Raw genomic sequence first — 22367 nt, 5'->3', positions numbered from 1 at the left:
ATGAAGGTGGCTGTGCTTGTTTTTCCGGGATCGAACTGTGATATGGATTGCGTGCATGCGGTCCAGGATACGATGGGGGTCGGGGCGGATCGCGTCTGGCATACGGCGACGGATCTGGGTGGCTATGATCTGATCATCGTGCCGGGCGGCTTCTCGTACGGCGATTATTTGCGCTGCGGCGCCATCGCCCGCTTCGCGCCGGCGATGAAGGCGGTCGAGCAAGCCGCGAGGGAGGGGGCCTATGTGCTCGGCATTTGCAACGGCTTCCAGATTCTTACGGAGGCGGGGCTGCTGCCGGGCACGCTGCGGCGCAATGTGGGCCTCCAGTTCCGCTGTCATGCGGCTCCGATTCGGGTCGCCCGCCGCGATACGCCGTTCACGGCGGAATACGGCGAGGGCGAAGTGGTCAACATCCCGATTGCCCATGGGGAAGGCAATTATTATTGTGACGAAGAGACGTTGTGCCGCTTGAAGGAGCGGGGGCAGATCGTGTTCACCTACGAAGACAATCCGAACGGCTCGGTTGAGGATATTGCGGGCATCTGCAATGAAGCGGGCAATGTGCTCGGCATGATGCCCCATCCGGAACGCGCGGTCAGCGCCTGGCTCGGTTCCGAGGACGGCAGCCGGATGTTCACGTCGATTTTGAACGCTTGGAGGGAGAAGCATGCAGTCAACGCGTAACAATACGACCGCCGTATCGGCGGAACGGGCAGAACAGGAAGCGCGCCGGAAGCGGCAGTCTATGGAGAGCGCGCGTGACAATATGCGGCGGGAGCCGTCTCCGGATCAGATTGCGGCAGAGCGGCTGTATGCGGGCATGGGTGTAACGGATGACGAGTACGAGTTCATCTGCGAGCTGCTTGGACGCTGTCCGAACTATACTGAGATCGGCGTGTTCAGCGTGATGTGGTCGGAACACTGCGCGTACAAAAATTCGAAGCCGCTCCTGAAGCGGTTCCCGACGACGGGCGAGCGGGTGCTCGTCGGTCCGGGCGAAGGCGCGGGCATCGTCGATATCGGCGACGGCCAGGCGGTCGTGTTCAAAATCGAAAGCCACAACCATCCGTCCGCCATTGAGCCGTACCAAGGCGCGGCGACGGGCGTGGGCGGCATTATTCGCGACATTTTCTCGATGGGGGCCCGGCCGGTGGCCTTGCTCAATTCGCTGCGCTTCGGCAGCTTGAAGGAGGAGCGGGTCAAATATTTGTTCGAGCATGTCGTCGCGGGCATCGCCGGCTATGGCAACTGCATCGGCATCCCGACGGTCGGCGGCGAGGCGGTGTTCGACGACAGCTATGCCGGCAATCCGCTCGTCAATGCGATGTGCGTCGGCTTGATCAATCATGAGGATATTCAAAAGGGCGTCGCCAGCGGCGTCGGCAACCCGGTCTATTATGTCGGTCCTCCGACGGGACGCGACGGCATTCATGGCGCGACGTTCGCTTCGGAGGAACTGACGGCCGAGTCGGAAGCGAAGCGTCCGGCGGTCCAGGTCGGTGATCCGTTCATGGAAAAGCTGGTGATGGAATCGTGTCTGGAGCTGATTCAGTCCGGCATCGTGATCGGCATTCAGGATATGGGCGCGGCGGGCTTGACGTGCTCGAGCGCCGAGATGGCGAGCAAGGCGGGCAACGGGCTGGAGCTCGTGCTCGACGAGGTGCCGCAGCGGGAGACAGGCATGACTCCGTACGAGATGATGCTGTCCGAATCGCAAGAGCGGATGCTGTTCGTCATCGAGGAGTATAACGAGCCGATCGCAATGGAAATATTCGAGCGCTGGGGCGTGATCTGCCGCAAGGTCGGGCGCGTAACGGATGACGGCCGCTTGCGCTTGCTGTTCGACGGCGAGGTGGTTGCCGATATGCCGGTGCGGGGCCTGGTCGATGAATGCCCGGTCTATCACAAGCCGTCGCAGGAGCCGGCGAACTATGCGGCCAATCAGGCGCTGGATACGGCCGGATATCCGGAGATGACGGACGTCAATGCGGCGCTGCTGCAAGTGCTGGCCTCTCCGTCTGTCGCCAGCAAGGAGTGGGTGTACCGCCAATATGACAGCATGGTGCGGGCCAGCACGGCGGTGACGCCGGGCTCGGACGCGGCAGTCGTGCTTGTGCGCGGAACGCGCAAGGCGCTCGCGATGACGACGGACTGCAACGGCCGCTATGTGATGCTCGATCCGCTCATGGGCGGACGCATCGCGGTGTGCGAGGCGGCGCGCAATATCGTATGCTCGGGCGCCGAGCCGCTCGCTATTACCGACAACTTGAACTTCGGCAATCCGGAGAAGCAGGAGAACTTCTGGCAGATGGAGCAGGCGGTCGACGGCATGGCGGAAGCGTGCCGTGTGCTGAATACGACGGTCATCGGCGGTAATGTCAGTCTCTATAACGAAAATGCGCACGGAACGATCTACCCGACGCCGGTCGTCGGCATGGTCGGACTTGTGCATGATGCGGATCATATTACGACGCAAGGGTTCAAGCGCGAAGGCGATGCCATCCTGCTGCTAGGCCGAACGAAGGCGGAGCTGGGCGGCAGCGAGTTCCAATCGGTTGTCCATGGCGTGGCGGAAGGCCGTCCGCCGGAGGTCGATCTTGAGACCGAGCTGCGCCTGCAGCGGATGGTGCTGGCGCTCATTCAGGATGGCCTCGTGCAATCGGCGCATGACTTATCGGACGGCGGGCTGGCTGCGGCCTTCGCGGAATGCTGCATCAGCGGCGGCATCGGGGCGGCACTGGAGCTGGAAGCGGCCGGTCTGCGGAGCGACATCGCGCTGTTCAGCGAGAGTCAATCGCGCATCCTGCTCTCGGTTCAGCCGGGGCGGGCCGAGGAAGTGAAGGCACGCTGTGCGGCAGCGGGCATCCCGGTCGAAGGGCTTGGCCGGGTCGGCGGCGAGCAGATCGTCATTCGGGTGAACGGCAGTCCGGCTATCGAACTCCCGGTCCGGGAAGCGGAGCGGGTATGGAAGGATGCGATCCCATGTCTTATGCAATAAGCGGGGCTTATTATAACGAGGGCAGCGGCCGGGAAGGCCCGTTCGACCGGTTGAAAGAGGAATGCGGTATTTTCGGCGTCTTCGGTTACAAGGACGCGTCGACGCTGACGTACTACGGGCTGCACACGCTGCAGCACCGGGGCGAGGAGAGCGCGGGCATCTGCGTGTCCGGCGGCGATTCGTTCCGGTACCATCGGGGAATGGGACTGGTGAAGGAAGTGTTCGACGCCGAGCGGCTCGCGGAGCTGGAAGGCGATCGGGCAGTCGGCCATGTCCGCTACTCGACGTCCGGCGACAGCCGGCTGGCGAACGCCCAGCCGCTCGTTTTCAAGACACGGGACGGCGAGCTGGCGGTCGCGACGAACGGCAATATCGTCAACGCGCCGCAAATCCGCCACGGGCTGGAGCAGAAGGGCTCCATCTTCCAGACAACGAGCGATACCGAGGTCATCGCGCATCTGATTGCCCGCTCGGAGCATGACTTCGTACAGGCGGCGAAGGAAGCGCTGAAGGAGCTGGTCGGGGGCTTCGCCTTCCTGCTGATGACGAATGACCGGCTGCTGGCGGCATCCGATCCGCACGGGCTGCGTCCGATTGTGATGGGCCGCCTGGGCGACGCTTATGTGTTCGCCTCCGAGACATGCGCCCTGGAGGCAATCGGAGCGGAGCTGGTCCGCCCCTTGGAGCCGGGCGAGCTGATCGTCGTCGATACGTGGGGCCATCGCTCGGAACGGTTCGCGCCGGGGGCAAAGCGCTCGCTGTGCGCGATGGAATTCATTTATTTCTCGCGTCCTGACAGTCAGCTTCATGATGTGAATCTGCATACGGCCCGCAAGCATATGGGGATGCAGCTGGCGGAGGAGGCGTTCGTCGAGGCGGATATCGTGACGGGCGTGCCCGATTCCAGCATATCGGCGGCGATCGGCTATGCCGAGAAGACGGGAATTCCGTATGAAATGGGACTTATCAAAAGCAAATACACCGGCAGAACATTCATTCAGCCGAGCCAGGAGCTGCGCGAGCAGGGCGTCAAGATGAAGCTGAGCGCCGTGCGGAGCGTTGTCGAAGGCAAGCGGGTCGTCCTCATTGACGACTCGATCGTGCGCGGCACAACGTCGCGCCGCATCGTCAAGATGCTGCGCGAAGCCGGGGCGCGGGAGGTTCATCTGCGCATCGCATCCCCGCCGTTCCGCCATCCGTGCTTCTATGGTATCGACACGCCGACGAGCGAGGATCTGCTCGCTCATCGGCATACGGAAGAGGAGATGCGGAAGCTGATCGGCGCCGACTCGCTCGCCTTCCTGTCGAAGGACGGGATGATTGAGGCGATTGGCGGCAGCCATGCGGAGAAGCCGAGGGGCGGCTTGTGCCTGGCCTGCTTCGATGATGATTATCCGACCGGGCTGTACGGCGCGCGCGCCGCGGCAGGCGCGGAGGCGGCATCCGTCCGCCGGTAGGTCTTGAGGCCCAAGCGGCTCATAGAGAATCTACAAAGATAGGAACACCAAGGAAGAAAAAGGATGACGAAGTGCAAACGGGCCGAGCGCGATGGAATGCCTGATCCGGTTATGGCTGCGGCATTACGACATGATGATTAGTTCGGGAAATGCGCCTGAAGTCAGACGGTACAAAGGGATGCTAAAGCAGGCGGCATCAGAGGTATCACAATTGGTCAGAAAATGAGATGCACCGAAGCATCGCAGGAGCTAGGCTGGACCTGCGGAATTGCAGGAGGAAGGCGTCCCGCCTGGAGCGGGGCGAACCGGAGAGGGGAGACGCATACGTTATGTCTGAAGCTTATAAGCAAGCCGGGGTCGACATCGCGGCAGGCAACGAAGCTGTGGAGCGGATGAAAAAGCATGTGCAGCGCACATTCCGGCCGGAGGTGCTGTCGGGTCTGGGAGGATTCGGGGCGCTGTTCGGATTGGATGCGAAAAAGTATGAGGAGCCTGTGCTCGTCTCGGGCACCGATGGCGTAGGGACGAAGCTGATGCTGGCCTTCGCGGCGGATCGTCATGATACGATTGGCATCGATGCAGTGGCGATGTGCGTCAATGACATCGTCGTGCAGGGGGCCGAGCCGCTGTTCTTCCTTGATTACCTGGCTTGCGGCCAGGTGGTGCCCGAGCGCATCGAAGCGATTGTCAGCGGTATCGCCGAAGGCTGCCGGATGGCGGGCTGCGCCCTCATCGGCGGCGAGACGGCGGAGATGCCGGGCATGTACGCCCCGGGCGAGTATGATATCGCCGGCTTCAGCGTCGGCGTCGCCGAGAAGCGCCGCCTGATTACGGGCGAGACGATCCGACCGGGCGATGTGCTGCTCGGCCTCGCCTCCAGCGGCTTCCACAGCAACGGCTATTCGCTCGTGCGGAAGCTGTTCCTGGATCAGGCCGGCTATACCCTGGATGCGCGCGTAACGGCGGACGGCCGCACGCTGGTCGATGTGCTGCTCGAGCCGACGCGCATTTATGTGCGCCCGCTGCTAGAGCTGATGAACCGGGTTACGGTCAAGGGAGCGGCCCATATTACAGGCGGCGGCTTCCTCGAAAATATTCCGCGCATGCTGCCGGAAGGCACGGCGGCGCAGATCGATTACGGCACATGGCCGGTGCCGGAACTATTCCACCTGAGCCGCGAGATCGGAAGCCTAACCTGGACGGAGCTGTTCACGACGTTCAATATGGGCATCGGCATGGTCATCGCCGTAAGCGCGGACGAGGCGACAGCGGCGGAGGCCTGCCTGTTGGAACAGGGCGAGGCGGTATACCGCATTGGTACGGTTACGGAAGGCGAGCGCCAGGCTCGGATTCCGGAGGTGGGCTGCTGATGCGCACAGGAATTGAAGGGCAGGCGGCGGAATACGCCGGCACAGCGGCGCTGCAAATCACGCCGTCCGCCCGCACCTCCTCCCTGCCGCGAATTGCGGTATTCGCCTCCGGCTCGGGCTCGAACTTCCAAGCGCTGGCCGAGGCGTCGCGGGCGGGGCAGCTCGGCGGGGAGGTCGTGCTGCTCGTGTGCGACAAGCCCGGAGCCCGCGTAGTGGAGCGGGGGCGCGAAGCCGGCGTGCCGGCCGCAGTGTTCGAGCCGAAGCGCTATGAGAGCCGCGGACATTACGAACGCGACGTCCTGCGAACGCTGAGCCGGCATGGCGTACAATGGATCGCCCTGGCCGGATATATGCGGCTTGTCACGCCGGTGCTGCTGGAAGCGTATGAAGGCCGCATCCTGAATATCCATCCCTCATTGCTCCCGAGCTTTCCGGGCCTGCACGCGGTACGCCAGGCGCTGGATTACGGCGTGAAGGTGACGGGAGTGACCGTGCATCTGGTCGATGCCGGGATGGATACGGGGCCGATCGTGGCACAGGAGGCGGTCGCGATTGGCGAAGACGATACGCTTGAATCGCTGCTCGCCAAGATTCAGGAGGTGGAGCACCGCATTTACCCGCAGGTGGTGCGAAGTCTGCTAGCCGGGGCGCACGCCGGCCAACGGGCCGGTCAAGAGGACAAAGCATGATGCAATTGACTGCTGCACCGTTTCATTGAGGCTAGAGGCCTTGCGAAGTGACGGCTTCTGTTTCCGGGGAAATGATGCTTTTGATGGATAGTAGGATTTTCCCAAGGGGGCAGGATGGGTTACTGGAAGTCGCATCTGGACGAGGATTCTTTAACGCATTACAATGATAGCGGAGGAAAGTTTTTTGGTTATAAAATAGAATCGCCCGTGGAATAGCAGCCAGTCTACTACAGGCAAACTGTGACAACCCACAATAGCTTGTGAGAATCCACGGCAGCATGTGACAACGTGCAATAGCTTGTGAGAATCCATAGTAGATTGTGATTATCCACAATAGAGTGTGGCAACACGCAATAGACAGTGATATCGACGGAATATAAGTGATGGCTTGGAAATGGCGACTTGAATTAAGGGAGAGAGCATAATGACGATTCGTAGAGCGCTAATCAGCGTATCCGATAAGACGGGGATTGTGGAATTCGCACGCGCCCTGGCGGAAGCCGGCGTGGAGCTTGTGTCGACGGGCGGCACCAAGTCGCTGCTGGAGAGCGAAGGCGTTCCGGTTATCGGCATTTCGGAGGTGACCGGCTTCCCGGAAATTATGGACGGGCGCGTGAAGACACTGCACCCGGCTGTGCACAGCGGCCTTTTGGCCGTGCGCGGCAACGCGGAGCATACGCGGCAGATGGAAGAGCTCGGTTTGTCCTACATCGATCTGGTGGCGGTCAACCTGTATCCGTTCCAGGAGATGGTTGCGAAGCCTAGCGTAAGCTATGAGGAGGCAATCGAGAATATCGATATCGGCGGGCCGACCATGCTGCGCTCGGCCGCGAAGAACCATGCCGATGTGACGGTGGTTGTCGATGCGGCAGATTATGCAGGAGTGCTGGACGAAATCCGCCAGCAAGGGGATACGACGCTGGCAACCCGGAAGCGTCTGGCGGCGAAGGTTTTCCGCCATACGTCGGCTTATGATGCGCTCATTGCCGATTACTTGACGAAGCAGACCGGCGAGGCATGGCCGGAGCGGCTCACCATCACCTATGAGCTGGCGCAACCGCTCCGCTATGGCGAGAACCCGCATCAGGGGGCGGCATTTTACCGCCAGCCGCTGGCAGGCGCGGGCAGCGTCGCGACGGCCGAGCAGCTTCACGGTAAGGAACTGTCCTACAACAATATCAACGATGCCAATGCGGCGCTCTCGATCGTGGGCGAATTCGCGGACCCGGCTGTCGTGGCGGTGAAGCATATGAACCCGTGCGGCGTTGGTATTGGCCGTACAGTGGCGGAAGCCTACCGCAAGGCGTATGAATCGGACCCGACCTCGATCTTCGGCGGCATCGTAGCGGCGAACCGGCCGATCGATCACGAGACGGCGGAACTGCTGCATGAGATATTCCTGGAGATCGTTATCGCTCCCGATTTCAGTCCGGAGGCACTCGACATTCTCAAGCAGAAGAAAAATATCCGTCTGCTCCGCACCGGCACGGAGCCTGCGCCGTCGGAACGCAAGGCGGCCCGGCAGTTGACTTCGGTGGAGGGCGGATTGCTGGCGCAGGATACCGATGTGCATATGCTTGATGCCTCTTCCTTGACAACGGCGACGGAACGGGAGCCGTCGGCGGAGGAATTAGAGCAGATGTTGTTCGGCTGGAACGTGGTCAAGCATGTGAAGTCGAATGCGATTGTGCTCGTCAAGGACGGGATGACGGTCGGCATCGGCGCCGGACAGATGAACCGCGTCGGCGCGGCGTGCATCGCGATTGAGCAAGCCGGAGAGAAGGCGCGCGGGGCAGTGCTGGCATCGGATGCGTTTTTCCCGATGGGCGATACGCTGGAGCTTGCCGCGGCGGCGGGTATTACGGCAGTCATTCAGCCTGGCGGCTCGGTGCGTGACGAAGAGTCTATTGAGGTGGCGAACCGGAATGGCATGGCGATGGTGATGACGGGCGTGCGTCATTTCAAGCATTAGCACGAAAAGGCGACAGAGCGGTAACGAACCGGCTGAAGCGGAGATAATAGGAACGGGGGACTTCATCACATGAAAGTATTGATCATCGGCTCAGGCGGGCGCGAGCATGCGCTGGCATGGGCGCTGATGCAGAGCCCGAAGGTCAGCAAGGTGCTGGTGGCTCCGGGCAACGCAGGGATGGAGGATGTCGCGGAGAGGGTTCCATATCTGGTGACGGACTATGAAGGCATTGCAAAATATGCACTTCACCATAACATCGATCTTGTCGTCGTCGGCCCGGATGATCCGCTGGCGGATGGCATCGTCGATGTGCTGCAGGCGCACGGGGTGCGGGTCTTCGGTCCGGACCGCAAGGCGGCCGAGATCGAGGGCAGCAAGGTGTTCATGAAGGATCTGCTGCGCACCTACGGCATTCCGACCGCTGTTTATGCCGCATTCGAGGATGTGAAGGCGGCGAAGCAATATGTTTGCGGGCAGGCGATGCCGCTCGTTATCAAGGCGGATGGTCTCGCCGCCGGCAAAGGTGTCACTATCGTGCGGACCGTCGAAGAAGCGGAGCAGGTCTTGAATGAGGTAATGATTGAAGGCAAGTTCGGCGCCTCGGGCAGCCGGGTCGTCGTCGAGGAATTCATGCAAGGGCAGGAAATGTCGGTGCTGGCGTTCGTGGACGGCGAGACGGTGCTGTCCTGCGTGCCTGCCCAGGATCATAAGCCCGCATATGACGGCGACACCGGTCCGAATACCGGCGGAATGGGCACGTACAGCCCGCTGCCGCAGTTCCCGGAAGAGGTGTTCACGCGGGCGGTGGAGCAGGTGATCAAGCCAACGGTGCGCGCGATGGTGGCGGAAGGCCGCCCGTTCCGCGGACTGCTCTTCGCCGGACTGATGATAACGCCGGAAGGGGAGCCGAGGGTGGTCGAATTCAATGCCCGCTTCGGCGATCCGGAGACGCAGGTGGTGCTGCCCCGCCTGAAGACCGACCTGTTCGACGTGCTATGGGCCTGCACCGACGGCACGCTCGATCAGATCGAGCTCGAATGGCACGAAGAAGCCGCCGTATGCGTCATCGTCGCCTCGGAAGGCTATCCGGGCAGCTATCGCAAAGGAGATGTCATTACCGGGCTGGAGAAAGCGTCGAAGCGGGCGCTCCTCTTCCATGCGGGCACGGTTCGCGAGCAGGACGGGACATGGCGGACGAACGGCGGGCGGGTGCTCGGCGTCGTCGGACGCGGCCCGGATCTGACAGCTGCGAAGGCCAATGCGTATGAGGCGGTGCGCCAGATTCACTTCACAGGCATGCATTATCGGACCGACATCGCCGACAAGGCGAACCGCCAGTTAGCGGCGGGTTCCGTAGGCAAACTGTAACCTATCGTTGTCCTGATATAGAATAACGAGCCCGGCAGCGTATTTGCTTTTTTATCTGGGCAGGCATTAGAAAAATCGTGACTCTTGACCGCGTAACTGAGGTTGTGGAGTCACGGTTTTTTTATAGGCATGCGAATAGGTGTGTTTCAGGCTCTTATAGGCAATATCCCCGTTACTCAGGAGCTGGCTCTCTTCCCGGTCAGTGGCAACTCATACGTATGAAATCATGCTAACCTCCCATTGGAACCAACCGCTGTCGTGAGAACTGGTTATAGATCTGGTGAAATTGAGGCTGCCTGAAAAGGAGCGTGGACAAAGGCAGGTGAAGGGAGTAATGCTGTGTCTTGTACCTGACTAGAGAGGATATTAAAAGCAAAGGGAGCTGGAGGGAAATTAGCCTGACCGGATGGGAGAACGGAGCAAAGAATATTGGGAGGGATGTCTGAGCAGATGGGATACTGAAGTAAAGGGCGGAGAGCGGTCGTAGTTCTTTACATGAGGGTTGGGGAGTCGCGCTTTTTTGATGCGGCCTTTCAGATACTGTTACTGTGGTGACAGGCGAAGAACGTGATCTTTGGTTTGTCCTAGTAGTGAAAAACTATAAATGAACAGAACGGGGATGAGCTTAATATAAAAAGAAATCGATATACCGATTTTTGGGTTTGTGTTTTCCATTGCAGGTGGACGAATATCGTTGTTTCTCTGCTCTGCGCTAATCTTGTTATGTTAGCAAGTAGCCGGCATTGCGAATACATATGATATGGTTTTCATCATCAAGTTTTTTGCGGGTGTCGGCTTATGTAAACATATAATTCATGTTGGGTGACCGTGAATGCTATTTCCATGCGTAATTTTTCAATTTTTGAAAAGGAACCACTTGGCCCTGGTTTATAGCCAGCATATACAATAAGCGAAATTTGACCCGCGACAGCGATATAATAACTCCACGTTTCAAGAGAACCTCGTGTTCAATGTTCAGGCACATGTTATCACTAAGTTGAATGTGCATGATATTGCGCTTCATAAGTTCACCCCTATGGCGGATGATCTGGTTATTGGTGATATCAGCGATATGTCGGTATTGAGTGCGGATCCTCTGCCTATATTAGGCTTTTATTTAGGAATTAGTCAATCGTTATGGCACATATGCTTTTTATATTGGGTTCCCGTTAGTGAAAAATTTGGATACCAATGCCCGGGATTCCAGCACAAATGAAAAGGGTTCTATGCGTTTTCAGCAATTTGATTTTCATTTTTCTAATCAATCGCATGCGCAATTATCGCAACAAAAAGTTTTAAACATGGAGTTATGGATCATTGCAATACTACCTCCTTCAATTTTAACTTGTTGCTTCATCATCATCGGCCTTCTGGTTCAAATACGGATATGTTTTATTAGTCCCTCCTCTCAGCAGTGATTGCCTTATTGCCTTTCAGCCCATGACCCGACTCATGCTGGATTGGTTGTAACCCACAAATTTTTACAATATTATCCTAACATAATTGTTTCAGGTTGATTTTTTAAAGCTATTGATAAAATCGACAAAAATCTACATTTCTGTTTTCATAGGTCAATGTCGATCAGCCATAGGGAAAGACTGCGGCAATTCTCCGAAAAGGAGCAGGTCAACAGCCGGCGTCGGTGATTGTGAAGGAAGAAGGGAACGAGCTGACGGTGTCCGTGTCGGATCCGACGAAAAACCAAGGCAGCCTCATCCTCGAGATTGACAAGCCAGGGTTCGAGGTGCTGTCAAAATCGGATACCGTGACCGTCCTGGGGACGTCGCCAACGATTCAGCTGAAGGTGAACGCCGCCGGGTCGCTGGGGACGGCGCATCAGGTGAAGCTAACGTATGATGCGGAGGCGCCGGTTTATTTTTCGCCGGTTCAGGATGAGCAGCTAGCTCCTATTGCCGACGCCTTCGTATGGGATGGCGCCAATGCCAATACAAACTTCGGCAGCTCCACCTACCTGGTGCGAGGCCGGGCAGCGATTGTTTTTTGAAAGAAGCATTCAAGAGACGAGCATGGAACAGATCGCCGAAGCCGTACCGGTGGGGAAGATGACGATCTATAAATATTTTCAAAGCCAGGAAGGTCTGCTGGAGGCGATCATCGATCGCTTGATGGAGGAATCGTTCCAGCTCATGCAGACGGTGATGTCCGAGGCCAAGGACATCCGCGATCTGTTCGAGCTGCTGATGAATTACCGGGATTTCGGTCAGATCTCGCCCTTGTTCATTTCCGATCTGGTCCAGTATTATCCGGCCATCTTCACGAAATTGATGTCTTATCAGGAGAACCGGGTCATTCCCGTGTTCGAGGAAGCCTTGTTCCGCGCCCAGCAAGCCGGGCAGGTTCGCAAGGATCTGTCGCCCCACCTGATGGTGCTGTATATGATGTCGATGAAGGAATTCATGTCCCAGCCCGGGAGGCTGGAGGGCGGCTTCGGCCTGCGCACGCTGGCGGAGCAGCTTATGACGGTGCTGTGCCATGGCATATTGACCGATTGGGACGTGAAGCAGGGAGAATAATTTATGGCTGGTTCCTCATACTAATGTCGTAATCTTCGTACGATGGGAGGAACGACTGATGAAGGATCTGTATCCGCTGGGTCACGCGCTGACCCAGTTGTACTTGTCCCAGGAGCATAGCCGGGGGCAGGAGGAAGCCTCTGCCATGGAAGCGATGCATCGAGCGGAGGAAGCCGATTCTTCATTCGAGGGTGATCCCGATGCCATCAGTGACCATCTGCATGCAGGCATGTCAGACGGTGCGTTGGAAACGCATCAGATGGTGCAGCGTTCTTACGGGCTGTACGAGTAATGAATAGGCAGCTCTGCTTGGGCAGGGCAAGGCCGCAGTGCCGCGCAAGCGGAGGCTGCGGCTTTTTTGCGTTCGGATATGGCTTGGAGGACATCTTAACCTTTACAGGGTTGACACTGGGGCGAAGCAGGAGTACACTTATTTTAATAACATAGTAAATTAATCGGAATTATAAGATATGTGCTGCGCATCGGGTTGGACATTCGGGATGTCTAGGGGTATCTGTGGAATATCCGGGAGATGTCTGGGGCTACCTGGGGGATTCCTGGGGATATCCGGGAGATGCCTGGAAGATGACCGGGGGATGACCGGAGTCGAGCGGTGCGCGGATGCCGGAGAACAAGAACAATTGCGGCGGGAAAGGTGAGCAGAAGCGATGGAACGACATGTCGATATCCGGTGGCGGGACGAACGGTTGGCCGCTACGATACATTATCCGGGGGCGCGGGCGCCTTATGAATTGGGCGAGGAGAGACGCGTGCCGGTCACGATCATTTGTCACGGCTTCGTCGGGAGCAGAATCGGCGTCGACCGCTTGTTCGTCAATGCGGCGCGCCGGCTGGCGGAGATCGGCCATATCGTCATGCGCTTCGACTTCGCCGGCTGCGGGGAGAGCACCGGGGAATATGGGCGGATCGGTCTGGATGATATGATCGAGCAGACCGGGGCGGTGCTTGATTACGCACTCGGATGCGGCAACGTTGACCCGCAGCGGGTGACGATTATCGGGCATAGTCTCGGCGGCGCGGTCGCACTGCTGACGGCCGTCCGGGATGTGCGGGTGAAGCGGCTCATTCTCTGGTCGCCCGTCGCTTATCCGTTCAACGATATTGTCCGCATTGTCGGCCGGGAGCGGTATGATGAAGCGGTGACGCGCGGTCAGTCCGATTATTTGGGCTATTCCTTCACCCCGACGTATTTCGATGCGCTCGGCAAGCATCAGCCGTTCCAGGAGGCCCCGAAGTTCAACGGCGATGTGCTGCTTGTTCACGGAACGAGCGACGATGTCATTCCTGCCGACTACAGCTTTCTTTATCAGAAAATATTTTGGATGCGGGGCGACGGACAGTGCGATAAGGAGATCGTCTTCCAGGCGGATCATACGTACTCGAGCGGAGAACACCGGGAGAAGCTGTTCGACTGCACGCTGGAGTGGCTGAAGCAGTGGGAGAAGCGCCAGGAGGAATGGGCGAATTGGAGCATTTAGAATAGGAGTTCGAACGACGGAGCAAGCGCGGGGCGCTGCTCCGTTTTTTTTGTTGTGGAGTGCTCTGCCCGGGTCAGTCGCCAGGAGTTATTTTGCAAGGTGAAGCATAATCTATAAACAAATCTTGAGCAGGTGACACTATCGGCCTCGGAGCGCAGCGGATACCTCTATGAAGCGGCTAGTAAGCCGGTTCTTAATGCAATCGAATTCGGATCGGTATGACGATGAGGAAAAGAGCGGAAACTATACCCGATGGGTGAATGGGGAGCTGTATCTCGATAGTGAGGGGAACAGTGGCAGCCCGTACAGCTGGCGGCTTGGAGCGGCTTCCCTCCGGGTATTGGAAAACAGCGGGAGGCTGAAGGTGAAGCGGGAAGGAGGCCAAGTGGCCATGCCGTTCGAGCGGTACGGCTCGCAGGAGGGGAGATGGCGGCCGAGCGCCGAGGTCTGGCGGGGATGATAAGGGCATCATTCCATCTTGAAAAAAATTGCAATGAAAGCGCTTCTTTCAACCGTTTTTCGAAAAGTCATGAAACTTGTCGAAAAAGTATGATTTCTAGGTCTGGTTGCGGCTACAACATTCGACAAATGCTCACTTTCCATTTACGTTTTCTTTACAAAACCACCGGGTCATGTGATAAGATATGTAAGGCTTGAAAAGTTTGCAGTACCAGACATACGCAATATTGATTGCAAAGGAGATCGCGGAATGTTCAAGAAAAGGGACGTGTTTTTCGAAACGCTGCAAAATATGGCGGATACGCTCGTCCAGGCAGCGGAAACGTTCGCACAAGGGGTAGAAGATCTGCAGGATGTCTTAGCGTTCACGAAGGAAATGAAGGAACTGGAAAGCAAATGCGACGTTTATACCCACACCATTTTGACGGAGCTCAATAAGGTGTTCATTACGCCGATTGAGCGGGAAGACATCATGGCTCTGACAACGGCTCTGGATGATGTTCTGGACGGCATGGAGGCTAGCGCCTCGCGTTTCGACATGTACCAATTGCTTGAACGGGACGAGATCGTCGTATTATTTGCCGATGTCATCAAGCGCAGCGCCTTCGAGATTCAAAAGGCAATCCGCTTGTTGTCTGAAAAGAAACTTCTGGCTATTCGCGAGCACAATATTCGAGTCAACGAACTGGAGAATGCGGCTGACGATATTTACCGCCGCGGCATTCGGGCTCTGTTCGCAGATGTGACCGATCCAATAGAACTAATCAAGCGCAAAGACATTTATGAGCGGTTGGAGCAGACGACCGACAGCTGCGAGGATGTGGCGAATCAGTTGGAATCGATCGTCATGCGGAATTCCTGATAACTGTCGTAGCATAGGCAAGCTGAGGTACGAAGGAGGTTGGGGATTGCGCGGACGCATCCGGCTAACGGCTCTGTGCAATCGTGATTAAATGGGAATGGATGTAAATTTTTGGGTCATCGGAATCGTTATCTTCCTGGCCCTGGCGTTCGACTTCATCAATGGCTTCCACGATACGGCGAACGCCATCGCCACGTCGGTCTCGACGCGGGCCTTGCCTCCGCGCGTGGCCATTCTAATGGCAGCGGTGATGAACTTCGCCGGCGCGTTGACCTTCACCGGCGTCGCGAAGACGATCGGGGGAAGCATCGCCGATCCGGCGCAGCTCGACAACGGGCTTGAGATTGTTACTGCCACGCTTATCGCGGCGATTATCTGGAACTTGGTCACCTGGTGGTTCGGAATTCCGTCCTCGTCCTCGCACGCGCTCATCGGCGCTCTGGCCGGAGCGGTATTCGCGGGAGCCGGTGCCGGCAAGCTCAATCTGAGCGGCTTCAACAGCATTGTCATCGCACTTATCATTTCGCCGATTATCGCATTCGTCGTCGGTTATATCGTCATGACGATATTGAAATGGATTTTTGGCAGGCGCAGTCCGCATACCGTGAACAAAGGCTTCCGCACCTGCCAGATTATTACTGCCGCGTTCCAATCGTTCACGCACGGCACGAACGATGCCCAGAAGGCGATGGGGATTATTACGTTCGCGCTGGTCGCTGCCGGTCTGCAGCAGGATATGGAGGTTCAGACGTGGGTCAAGCTCGCGGCTGCCACCGCGATGGCGCTCGGGACCTCGATCGGGGGCTGGAAGATTATTAAGACGATGGGCACAAAGATATTCAAGATTGAGCCTATCAACGGCTTTGCCGCCGATTTGTCGGCTGCTTCCGTTATCATGACCGCTACGCTTACGCATCTGCCAATCAGCACTACGCATGCGATTACCTCCGCTATTCTGGGGGTAGGCTCTGCAAAGCGGTTCTCGGCGGTGAAGTGGGGCGTGGCTGGACGCATCGTGGTGACCTGGTTCATTACGATTCCGATCTGTGCGGGATTATCGATGTTGATCCTCAAAATCATTGATTTTCTGTTTTATTAAAAAAGGGAAAAGCCGGCTCGGTAGAGTCGGCTTTTTGATATGCCTGGGAGCTATGCTTCCTGTCTGTGTGGACGAGTGCCGTTCGCGGTGCGGGGGCTACTTTTTACGCCGTGGGGCGCTTCCCGTACGGCTGGCCGTCGATTTCCGGCGGTTGCCGCTTCCCGAGCGCGGGCTGCCGCTCGAATATTTCCGTCGTCTGCGCGATGCGGCGTCACCGTCCGCGGCGCTTAGCTTTTTTCCACCTCCTTTGCCGGGCAAAAGGGTTCCCATGAACATTTTGGCCACTGGCATGATTTGTTGGACGGTGCTCATAATCTTCTGCACTTTGCCCATCGTATCGACGATGCCGTCGATGCCTCCGAGCTTGTCGATCATTGATTTGAGATCGCCCATGGAGAAGTTGCCCAGGAGCTTTTTGTCGGGCTGAGCGGCCACCTCAATCGGCGTCTCGGCGACGGCATTGAACGGGACGATCGGCGCTTCCGGGTAAGGCGTATACCCGGACAACTCGGGATATCCAACAGGCAATCCGGGAGGAGGGCTGTTGAAGCTCCGGGTGTTCATGCGGATGCCGGCGGGGCGGGCCCGGGCCTGATTCCGGGCCGCCCGCTCCCTGGCCAGGGGAGATGTGGAATGCATCGCATGGGGTCCGCGCATGCGAGGCACCGACATCAGCTCCGCCGGATCCGGAATGCCAGGCCGCCCATTGCGGGGAGGTACTTTCATCTCATCACGACCTTTTTCATTAAAATCATCATGCGTGTGCGTGTTCAAAAAGACGGCGGGAGATTGCCGTATGACTTTTTGCACAATCGTCATATTTTGGATTGTAATTGTGGATAGGTTACTATACAGTATGTGGTAGGCGAACAACACGTGTGGACGATCGCCCGTGGGTGGACGCCCAATCCTTCGTGAAAGCGCTATTATGAATGCCTTTATTCATTAAAGCACGAACACGGTAACGCTTGAAAAGGCGATGTAAAGGCAGTACAATGAAATTACATGCGAAGAAGTAGGAGTGGATAAGGTTGCAATTGAAGAAATTGAATGATAAATCGATCGACCAGCTATTTGAAGCGATTTTGACGTTGGAATCGCTCGAAGAGTGCTATATTTTCTTTGATGATCTGTGCACGGTGAATGAAATCCAATCCTTATCCCAGCGGCTGGAGGTAGCCCGCATGTTGGGCAAGGGCTGCACTTATAATCAGATTGAAGCGGAGACGGGCGCGAGTACGGCGACGATCTCCCGCGTGAAGCGTTGCTTGAATTACGGCAATGACGGTTATAAAATGACGCTGGAACGTCTGGGGCGCTAAGCGATGCGCCTGGGCCTGTTGGTGATTAGCCACGGTTCTCCCGACAGTTCCTGGGTTACACTGGTAGATGAAGCGATGGCGCAGGCGGCGTGGCCGGAAGGGGTGCCGATCGCTTCTTCTTTTTTGGAATGCGTGCCGGGAAGGACGATTCAGGACGGCATCGATGAACTGGAGGCACAAGGGGTGGATGCCATTGGCGTCATCCCTTTGTTCATATCGGGCGGAAGCACGCATGTCGATGAGATAGCTTATGCGCTCGGCGTCACTTCGGCGCCGCTCGCCGACACGAAGCTGCCGCCGTTCCGCTTGCGGGCGCAGGTGCGCTACGGCCGCCCGCTGGACGGGGCGGCCTTGTTCGCCGCAGCTTGCGGCGGGGACGGGCCGGGCGATGATGGCCCGGCAGGCGAGCCCGAGGCGGGCACGGTCCTCCTCCGCATGGTGGAGGACCGCTTGCGCGGCCTCGGCGCCGGCGCGGGCGACGCGGCGCTGCTCGTGGCGCATGGCAGCCGCCACGAGCCGTTCGCGGGCCGCTGGCACGCGAGCCTGCGCCGCCTGGCGCGGCAGCTCGTGCAGCGCGGCGCTTGCGCGGCGGCGTCCCACGCGCTGCTCTGCTGCGAGGACATCGCCGCGGCGGCGCGCAAGCTGCAGCAGGCGCTGGCGGTGCTGCCCGCCGATGCGGGGCCCGGCCTGCTGGCGGGCGACCGCACACTGGCGGCGCGCGCGGCGCTTGCCGAGGCCGCAGCCCGGGCGGGAATCGGCCGCCGGGAGCGGCGCGTGGCGGTGGTGCCGGTGTTCCTTAGCACCGGCTATTTCACGGCGCGGGTTATTCCGGAGCGGCTGGGCGATATGCCGGCGCTCTACGACGGGCGCCCGCTGCTGCCCCATCCGGCCTTGGTGGAGTGGCTCTCCCGCGAGGGAGAGCGGCTGCTGGCCGGGATGAAGGCAGAGGATGGACGCTAGCGGCGGGGCTTGGGCACGCTCAGGCTTGAGCGGGAATGATGCTCGATGGCGCATTTCACAGTGATATGTTGGATTTTCCATAGTATAATCAAGTAAGGAATCAATCTGTGAAGGTGCCCGGCATCAGGGAGCTGCGGAGCAGGCATGGCGCCGGAATGGGAATAGAATGCAAACGGGTGACTTAAGGAATGATAAAAAAAGCAAGGTTAATCTATAACCCGACTTCCGGGCGGGAGGAAGGGAAGAAGCGGCTGGCGGATATTCTGCATATGCTGGATGCCGCCGGCATCGAGGCGACGGCGCATGCGACGGATGGCGCGGGCGATGCGACAGCCAGCGCGGCGGATGCGCTCGACCGGGGCTATGACATGATCATCGCCGCCGGCGGGGACGGCACGCTGAACGAGGTCATCAACGGCATGGCCGGCAAGCCGTCACGGCCGCCGCTCGGCATTATTCCGCTTGGCACGACGAATGATTTCGCCCGTGCGCTGGGCATCCCCCGCCATTGGGAGGACGCCTGCTCGATTATTACCCGGCAGAAGACGCGCGTCATCGATCTGGGGCAGGCGAATGACACGTATTTCATCAATATCGCGGGCGGCGGGTCGCTGACCGAGCTGACGTATGAGGTGCCCAGCAAGCTGAAGACGATGATCGGACAGCTGGCTTATTACATGAAGGGTCTGGAAAAGATGACGAGCCTGCGACCGACGGAGCTGCGCATCGAGGTGGACGGCCACGGCGTGTTCCATGAGGAGTTCATGCTGTTCCTGATTGCGAATACGAACTCGGTCGGTGGCTTCGAGAAGCTGGCGCCGGGGGCGCGCATCGATGACGGCCTGTTCGATGTCATCATGCTGAAGAAATGCAATCTGGCGGAGTTCATCCGCGTGGCTGGGATGGCGCTGCGGGGCGATCATATTCTCGATCCCCTCATTATCCACGTCCAGTCGAAGCGGGTGACGGTGACGTCGCCGGATACGGTGCAGCTGAATCTGGACGGCGAATACGGCGGGCTGCTGCCGGGAACGTTCCAGGTGCTGCCGTCGCATTTGCGGATTTTTGCCGACGTTTCGGAGGAGCAGCCAGAGCAAGGATAGGAATGGCATCCCGCTCGTCTGCGGTGGGCGCAGGCGGGCTATGGGGGAGCTGCCAATGTTGCGGGTGCCAACGCGGCCTTGCTTGTGGCCATGCTGCAGCCTCTCTTATGGCCTCGGGTGGTGCGGATGGCATTGCGGCCATGCTGAGGCCTCGGCTCCGGGTATGGCAATGGCGCTCTGGCCATTCTGTGGCCTTTGTTATGGCCGCGGTTGCTGCGTAGGGCTATGGGTTTGTGCCCTGGCTGGGGCGAATGGCGTTGTTCCTCTGTTATGGCCTTGGCTGGTGCGGATGGCGTTGCACCTCTGTTGTGGCCTTTGTTATGGTCGCGGCTGCGGCGTAGGGCTATGGCGTTGTACCTTTGTTATGGCCTCAGTCGGGGCGTGCGCATGCGTTGCGGAAGCTGGAGGGCTTGGCCTGGTGCCGATGAGGCGGTGCCAGGTCTTTTTTGATAAGATGGATGTGCTGGGGAAGGTTGCTGTTTTTTGATACCTGGTGCGATTACGGTGGCTGCTGCACTTGTTTGAAGGAAAGTAGTCCGGTTAATTGCGGGAATCCTGCAAATATACAGTAATTTTAGTCTTGTGCGTGTCAATTTTGTAGAATTGCTGCTTAGATGCAGTATTTTGAACAGAAAATCCGAATATAGGCGGTTATGAGGCGAGATTGATGTATATTTGCAGGATTCTTTTTTCTAAAAAGAGGGTTTGGTGGAAATACTGCACTTTTGCAGTTTTTTTCAGCTGTTGAAGGGAAGTTGAAGGGAAGTTGAAGGGAATTTGAAGGGGAATGGACTGGAATTAGACCATCGTCTGCATGAGAGTTCTGGTTGTATTTTGAAGCATGGCTCCTGAAGCGGCGGGATTCACGAACTTTAGGGAAGAAGCGCATGTCTCGGAAAGTACCTGAATACATGATGTGGCCATAGAGGATTCCGGCTTAGGATGTGTATTGTATATATAAGGCAGGCTCATAGCAGGCTTATCATACTTAAGCAAGATTCGGTCTTGGATGTCGAACGGGCTTGGTAAAAGGCATCACGAGAGAATCATATTGACATACAGGAACAGCAAGCGATAGAGCGGAGGATGTTGTAGTGACAGGGAAAAAGCTAGGCAACGGTGCGGAGCGCCGGAAACGCGGGGGAACGGCGGCAGCGGTCAGGGCGAGATCGGTCGGAGCGAAATCGGCTGGGGCGCGAGCGGCGGAGGGATCCGCGGCAAAGAAGCGCGGCCGGGTGGGACAGACGTCCGCTTTGGCTCCGGTAAGCAAGAATGACGAGGTCGTGCTCGATATTATCGGGCTGACCCATGACGGGGAAGGCGTCGGCCGGGCGGACGGCTTCACGCTGTTCGTCAGCGGCGCGCTGCCGGGGGAGCAGGTGCGGGCGCTCGTGCTGAAGGTGAAGAAGCAGTACGGCTATGCCAAAGTATTGGAGCGGCTCATCGATAGTCCGCATCGGGTGGAACTGGAGCATCCAACGAATGCGTACGGCGGCTGCCAACTGCAGCATCTGGAATATGGCGAGCAGTTGCGCTGGAAGCGGCAGCATGTCGTCGATGTGCTGGAGCGGATAGGCAAGTTCCAGGTGGAGCATGGAGCCGAGACTGGAGACGCAGACGGGCAGCCGCCGATTAAGGTGCTGCCGGTCATTGGAATGCAGCATCCTTGGCGCTACCGCAACAAGAGCCAGATGCCTATCGGGGCCGATCTGCGGACGGGCGAGCTGATTGGCGGGTATTTCGCGAAGGCGAGCCACCGGATTATCGATACGGATGTAAGCCTGCTCCAGCATGAGCGTAACGATGAGGCAATGCGCGCCGTGAAGCGGATTGCCCGCAAGTACGGCATCGCGCCGTACAATGAAGAGACGCACACGGGCCTCCTTCGTCATGCGATTATGCGTGTCGGCTTCCGCACGGACGAGCAGATGATTACGCTGGTGACGAATGGGGAGAAGCTGCCGCATGAGGCGGAAATTGTGGCCGATCTGGTTGAAGCGTTGCCGCAGTTGACAAGCATCTGCCAGAACATCAACACGAAGCGCACGAATGTCATCATGGGAGACAAGACCCGCGTATTGTGGGGCTCGGAATATATTACGGATTATATCGGGGACATCGCGTTCAAAATATCCGCGCGCTCGTTCTATCAGGTGAATCCGGTTCAAACGGAAGTGCTGTATGACAAGGCGGTGGAGTATGCCGGCCTGACAGGGAACGAGACGGTCATTGATGCATATTGCGGCATCGGGACGATCTCGCTGTTCCTGGCGCAACGCGCGAAGCGGGTGCTCGGCGTCGAGATCGTCGAGGAAGCCATCGCCGATGCGCGCCGCAATGCCGAGCTGAACGGCGTGACGAATGCGGAATTCGCCGTCGGCCCGGCTGAGGACGTAATCCCGCGCTGGAAGGAGCAGGGCGTAACGCCTGACGTCATCGTCGTCGACCCGCCGCGCAAAGGGTGCGACCAAGCCTTATTGGACATGATGCTGGAAATGCGTCCGGAGCGGATCGTGTATGTGTCGTGCAACCCGTCTACGTTATCGCGCGATTTGCGTATTTTGGCGGATGGAGGATATTCAGTGGTTGAGGTGCAGCCGGTGGATATGTTCCCCCAGACGGCGCATGTGGAGTGCTGTTCACTATTAGTGCGGAAAGACAATTAAATAGATGAT

19 protein-coding genes are annotated in these 22367 nt (G+C 58.1%); 18 read left to right on the top strand and 1 reads right to left on the bottom strand.

Features of this window, described 5'->3' with window-relative positions:
* From purQ to DQX05_RS20370, 14 genes are all read left to right on the top strand, one after another.
* Window positions 1-684, top strand: coding sequence for a phosphoribosylformylglycinamidine synthase subunit PurQ (purQ, locus tag DQX05_RS20440; protein ID WP_119795335.1), 684 nt, complete (start codon window positions 1-3; stop codon window positions 682-684).
* 82 nt (window positions 685-766) lie between these two features.
* Window positions 767-2998 (top strand): phosphoribosylformylglycinamidine synthase subunit PurL, encoded by a 2232-nt coding sequence (gene purL, locus DQX05_RS20435; RefSeq protein WP_119795353.1) that lies wholly within the window; start codon window positions 767-769, stop codon window positions 2996-2998.
* Window positions 2983-4455: an amidophosphoribosyltransferase gene (gene purF, locus DQX05_RS20430; RefSeq protein WP_182914834.1), complete on the top strand. Its 1473-nt coding sequence runs from the start codon at window positions 2983-2985 to the stop codon at window positions 4453-4455. Before purL ends, purF begins: the two co-directional genes overlap by 16 nt.
* A 329-nt stretch (window positions 4456-4784) precedes the next feature.
* Window positions 4785-5825, top strand: a complete 1041-nt coding sequence (gene purM, locus DQX05_RS20425; protein WP_119795333.1) for a phosphoribosylformylglycinamidine cyclo-ligase — start codon at window positions 4785-4787, stop codon at window positions 5823-5825.
* Complete coding sequence (gene purN / locus DQX05_RS20420; protein WP_119795332.1) at window positions 5825-6514, top strand: phosphoribosylglycinamide formyltransferase; 690 nt, start codon at window positions 5825-5827, stop codon at window positions 6512-6514. Before purM ends, purN begins: the two co-directional genes overlap by 1 nt.
* A 424-nt stretch (window positions 6515-6938) precedes the next feature.
* On the top strand, window positions 6939-8486 hold the full coding sequence (gene purH / locus DQX05_RS20415) for a bifunctional phosphoribosylaminoimidazolecarboxamide formyltransferase/IMP cyclohydrolase (protein WP_119795331.1): 1548 nt from the start codon (window positions 6939-6941) through the stop codon (window positions 8484-8486).
* A gap of 69 nt (window positions 8487-8555) precedes the next feature.
* Window positions 8556-9854, top strand: coding sequence for a phosphoribosylamine--glycine ligase (purD, locus tag DQX05_RS20410; protein ID WP_119795330.1), 1299 nt, complete (start codon window positions 8556-8558; stop codon window positions 9852-9854).
* Between the two features lie 1642 nt (window positions 9855-11496).
* Complete coding sequence (locus DQX05_RS20400; protein ID WP_182914833.1) at window positions 11497-11859, top strand: hypothetical protein; 363 nt, start codon at window positions 11497-11499, stop codon at window positions 11857-11859.
* A 22-nt stretch (window positions 11860-11881) separates the two neighbouring features.
* Window positions 11882-12388 (top strand): TetR/AcrR family transcriptional regulator, encoded by a 507-nt coding sequence (locus DQX05_RS20395; protein ID WP_259392139.1) that lies wholly within the window; start codon window positions 11882-11884, stop codon window positions 12386-12388.
* Between the two features lie 58 nt (window positions 12389-12446).
* On the top strand, window positions 12447-12680 hold the full coding sequence (locus tag DQX05_RS20390; protein WP_119795326.1) for a hypothetical protein: 234 nt from the start codon (window positions 12447-12449) through the stop codon (window positions 12678-12680).
* A 376-nt stretch (window positions 12681-13056) separates the two neighbouring features.
* Complete coding sequence (locus tag DQX05_RS20385) at window positions 13057-13887, top strand: alpha/beta hydrolase (protein ID WP_119795325.1); 831 nt, start codon at window positions 13057-13059, stop codon at window positions 13885-13887.
* Window positions 13888-14056: 169 nt separating this feature from the next.
* Entirely contained in the window at window positions 14057-14347 is a 291-nt protein-coding gene (locus tag DQX05_RS20380; protein ID WP_119795324.1) for a hypothetical protein, read from the top strand.
* A 249-nt stretch (window positions 14348-14596) separates the two neighbouring features.
* A complete protein-coding gene (locus DQX05_RS20375; protein WP_119795323.1) occupies window positions 14597-15208 on the top strand; it encodes a DUF47 domain-containing protein in 612 nt (203 codons plus the stop codon).
* Window positions 15209-15305: 97 nt separating this feature from the next.
* Complete coding sequence (locus DQX05_RS20370) at window positions 15306-16307, top strand: inorganic phosphate transporter (RefSeq protein WP_119795352.1); 1002 nt, start codon at window positions 15306-15308, stop codon at window positions 16305-16307.
* A gap of 96 nt (window positions 16308-16403) precedes the next feature.
* Here the strand turns inward: DQX05_RS20370 and DQX05_RS20365 are convergent, their stop codons facing one another.
* Window positions 16404-17033 carry an oligopeptidase gene (locus tag DQX05_RS20365; protein WP_119795322.1) on the bottom strand — a complete coding sequence of 210 codons (630 nt, stop codon included), beginning with the start codon at window positions 17031-17033 and terminating at the stop codon, window positions 16404-16406.
* Window positions 17034-17338: 305 nt separating this feature from the next.
* Here DQX05_RS20365 and DQX05_RS20360 point away from each other — a divergent pair, with 305 nt between their 5' ends.
* The 4 genes from DQX05_RS20360 (at window position 17339) to rlmD (ending at window position 22358) form a co-directional block, all read left to right on the top strand.
* Window positions 17339-17629, top strand: a complete 291-nt coding sequence (locus DQX05_RS20360) for a YerC/YecD family TrpR-related protein (RefSeq protein ID WP_006678246.1) — start codon at window positions 17339-17341, stop codon at window positions 17627-17629.
* Between the two features lie 3 nt (window positions 17630-17632).
* Window positions 17633-18589 carry a sirohydrochlorin chelatase gene (locus DQX05_RS20355; protein ID WP_119795321.1) on the top strand — a complete coding sequence of 319 codons (957 nt, stop codon included), beginning with the start codon at window positions 17633-17635 and terminating at the stop codon, window positions 18587-18589.
* Between the two features lie 188 nt (window positions 18590-18777).
* Window positions 18778-19692 carry a diacylglycerol kinase gene (locus DQX05_RS20350; protein WP_182914832.1) on the top strand — a complete coding sequence of 305 codons (915 nt, stop codon included), beginning with the start codon at window positions 18778-18780 and terminating at the stop codon, window positions 19690-19692.
* A gap of 1094 nt (window positions 19693-20786) precedes the next feature.
* Window positions 20787-22358, top strand: coding sequence for a 23S rRNA (uracil(1939)-C(5))-methyltransferase RlmD (gene rlmD / locus DQX05_RS20345; RefSeq protein WP_119795320.1), 1572 nt, complete (start codon window positions 20787-20789; stop codon window positions 22356-22358).
* Window positions 22359-22367: the final 9 nt, after the last annotated feature.

This window comes from Paenibacillus thiaminolyticus, assembly GCF_003591545.1.
Lineage (GTDB): Bacteria > Bacillota > Bacilli > Paenibacillales > Paenibacillaceae > Paenibacillus_B > Paenibacillus_B thiaminolyticus_A.
The sequence above is the reverse complement of the archived record's forward strand: the minus strand, read 5'-3'. Positions and strand labels throughout refer to the sequence as shown.

Bases quoted from the DNA above. Each gene is read 5' to 3' on its own strand.
- purQ (WP_119795335.1), top strand. From the start codon at position 1: ATGAAGGTGGCTGTGCTTGTTTTTCCGGGATCGAACTGTGATATGGAT.
- purL (WP_119795353.1), top strand. From the start codon at position 767: ATGCGGCGGGAGCCGTCTCCGGATCAGATTGCGGCAGAGCGGCTGTAT.
- purF (WP_182914834.1), top strand. From the start codon at position 2,983: ATGTCTTATGCAATAAGCGGGGCTTATTATAACGAGGGCAGCGGCCGG.
- purM (WP_119795333.1), top strand. From the start codon at position 4,785: ATGTCTGAAGCTTATAAGCAAGCCGGGGTCGACATCGCGGCAGGCAAC.
- purN (WP_119795332.1), top strand. From the start codon at position 5,825: ATGCGCACAGGAATTGAAGGGCAGGCGGCGGAATACGCCGGCACAGCG.
- purH (WP_119795331.1), top strand. From the start codon at position 6,939: ATGACGATTCGTAGAGCGCTAATCAGCGTATCCGATAAGACGGGGATT.
- purD (WP_119795330.1), top strand. From the start codon at position 8,556: ATGAAAGTATTGATCATCGGCTCAGGCGGGCGCGAGCATGCGCTGGCA.
- DQX05_RS20395 (WP_259392139.1), top strand. From the start codon at position 11,882: ATGGAACAGATCGCCGAAGCCGTACCGGTGGGGAAGATGACGATCTAT.
- DQX05_RS20390 (WP_119795326.1), top strand. From the start codon at position 12,447: ATGAAGGATCTGTATCCGCTGGGTCACGCGCTGACCCAGTTGTACTTG.
- DQX05_RS20385 (WP_119795325.1), top strand. From the start codon at position 13,057: ATGGAACGACATGTCGATATCCGGTGGCGGGACGAACGGTTGGCCGCT.
- DQX05_RS20380 (WP_119795324.1), top strand. From the start codon at position 14,057: ATGAAGCGGCTAGTAAGCCGGTTCTTAATGCAATCGAATTCGGATCGG.
- DQX05_RS20375 (WP_119795323.1), top strand. From the start codon at position 14,597: ATGTTCAAGAAAAGGGACGTGTTTTTCGAAACGCTGCAAAATATGGCG.
- DQX05_RS20370 (WP_119795352.1), top strand. From the start codon at position 15,306: ATGGATGTAAATTTTTGGGTCATCGGAATCGTTATCTTCCTGGCCCTG.
- DQX05_RS20365 (WP_119795322.1), bottom strand. From the start codon at position 17,033: ATGAAAGTACCTCCCCGCAATGGGCGGCCTGGCATTCCGGATCCGGCG.
- DQX05_RS20355 (WP_119795321.1), top strand. From the start codon at position 17,633: ATGCGCCTGGGCCTGTTGGTGATTAGCCACGGTTCTCCCGACAGTTCC.
- DQX05_RS20350 (WP_182914832.1), top strand. From the start codon at position 18,778: ATGATAAAAAAAGCAAGGTTAATCTATAACCCGACTTCCGGGCGGGAG.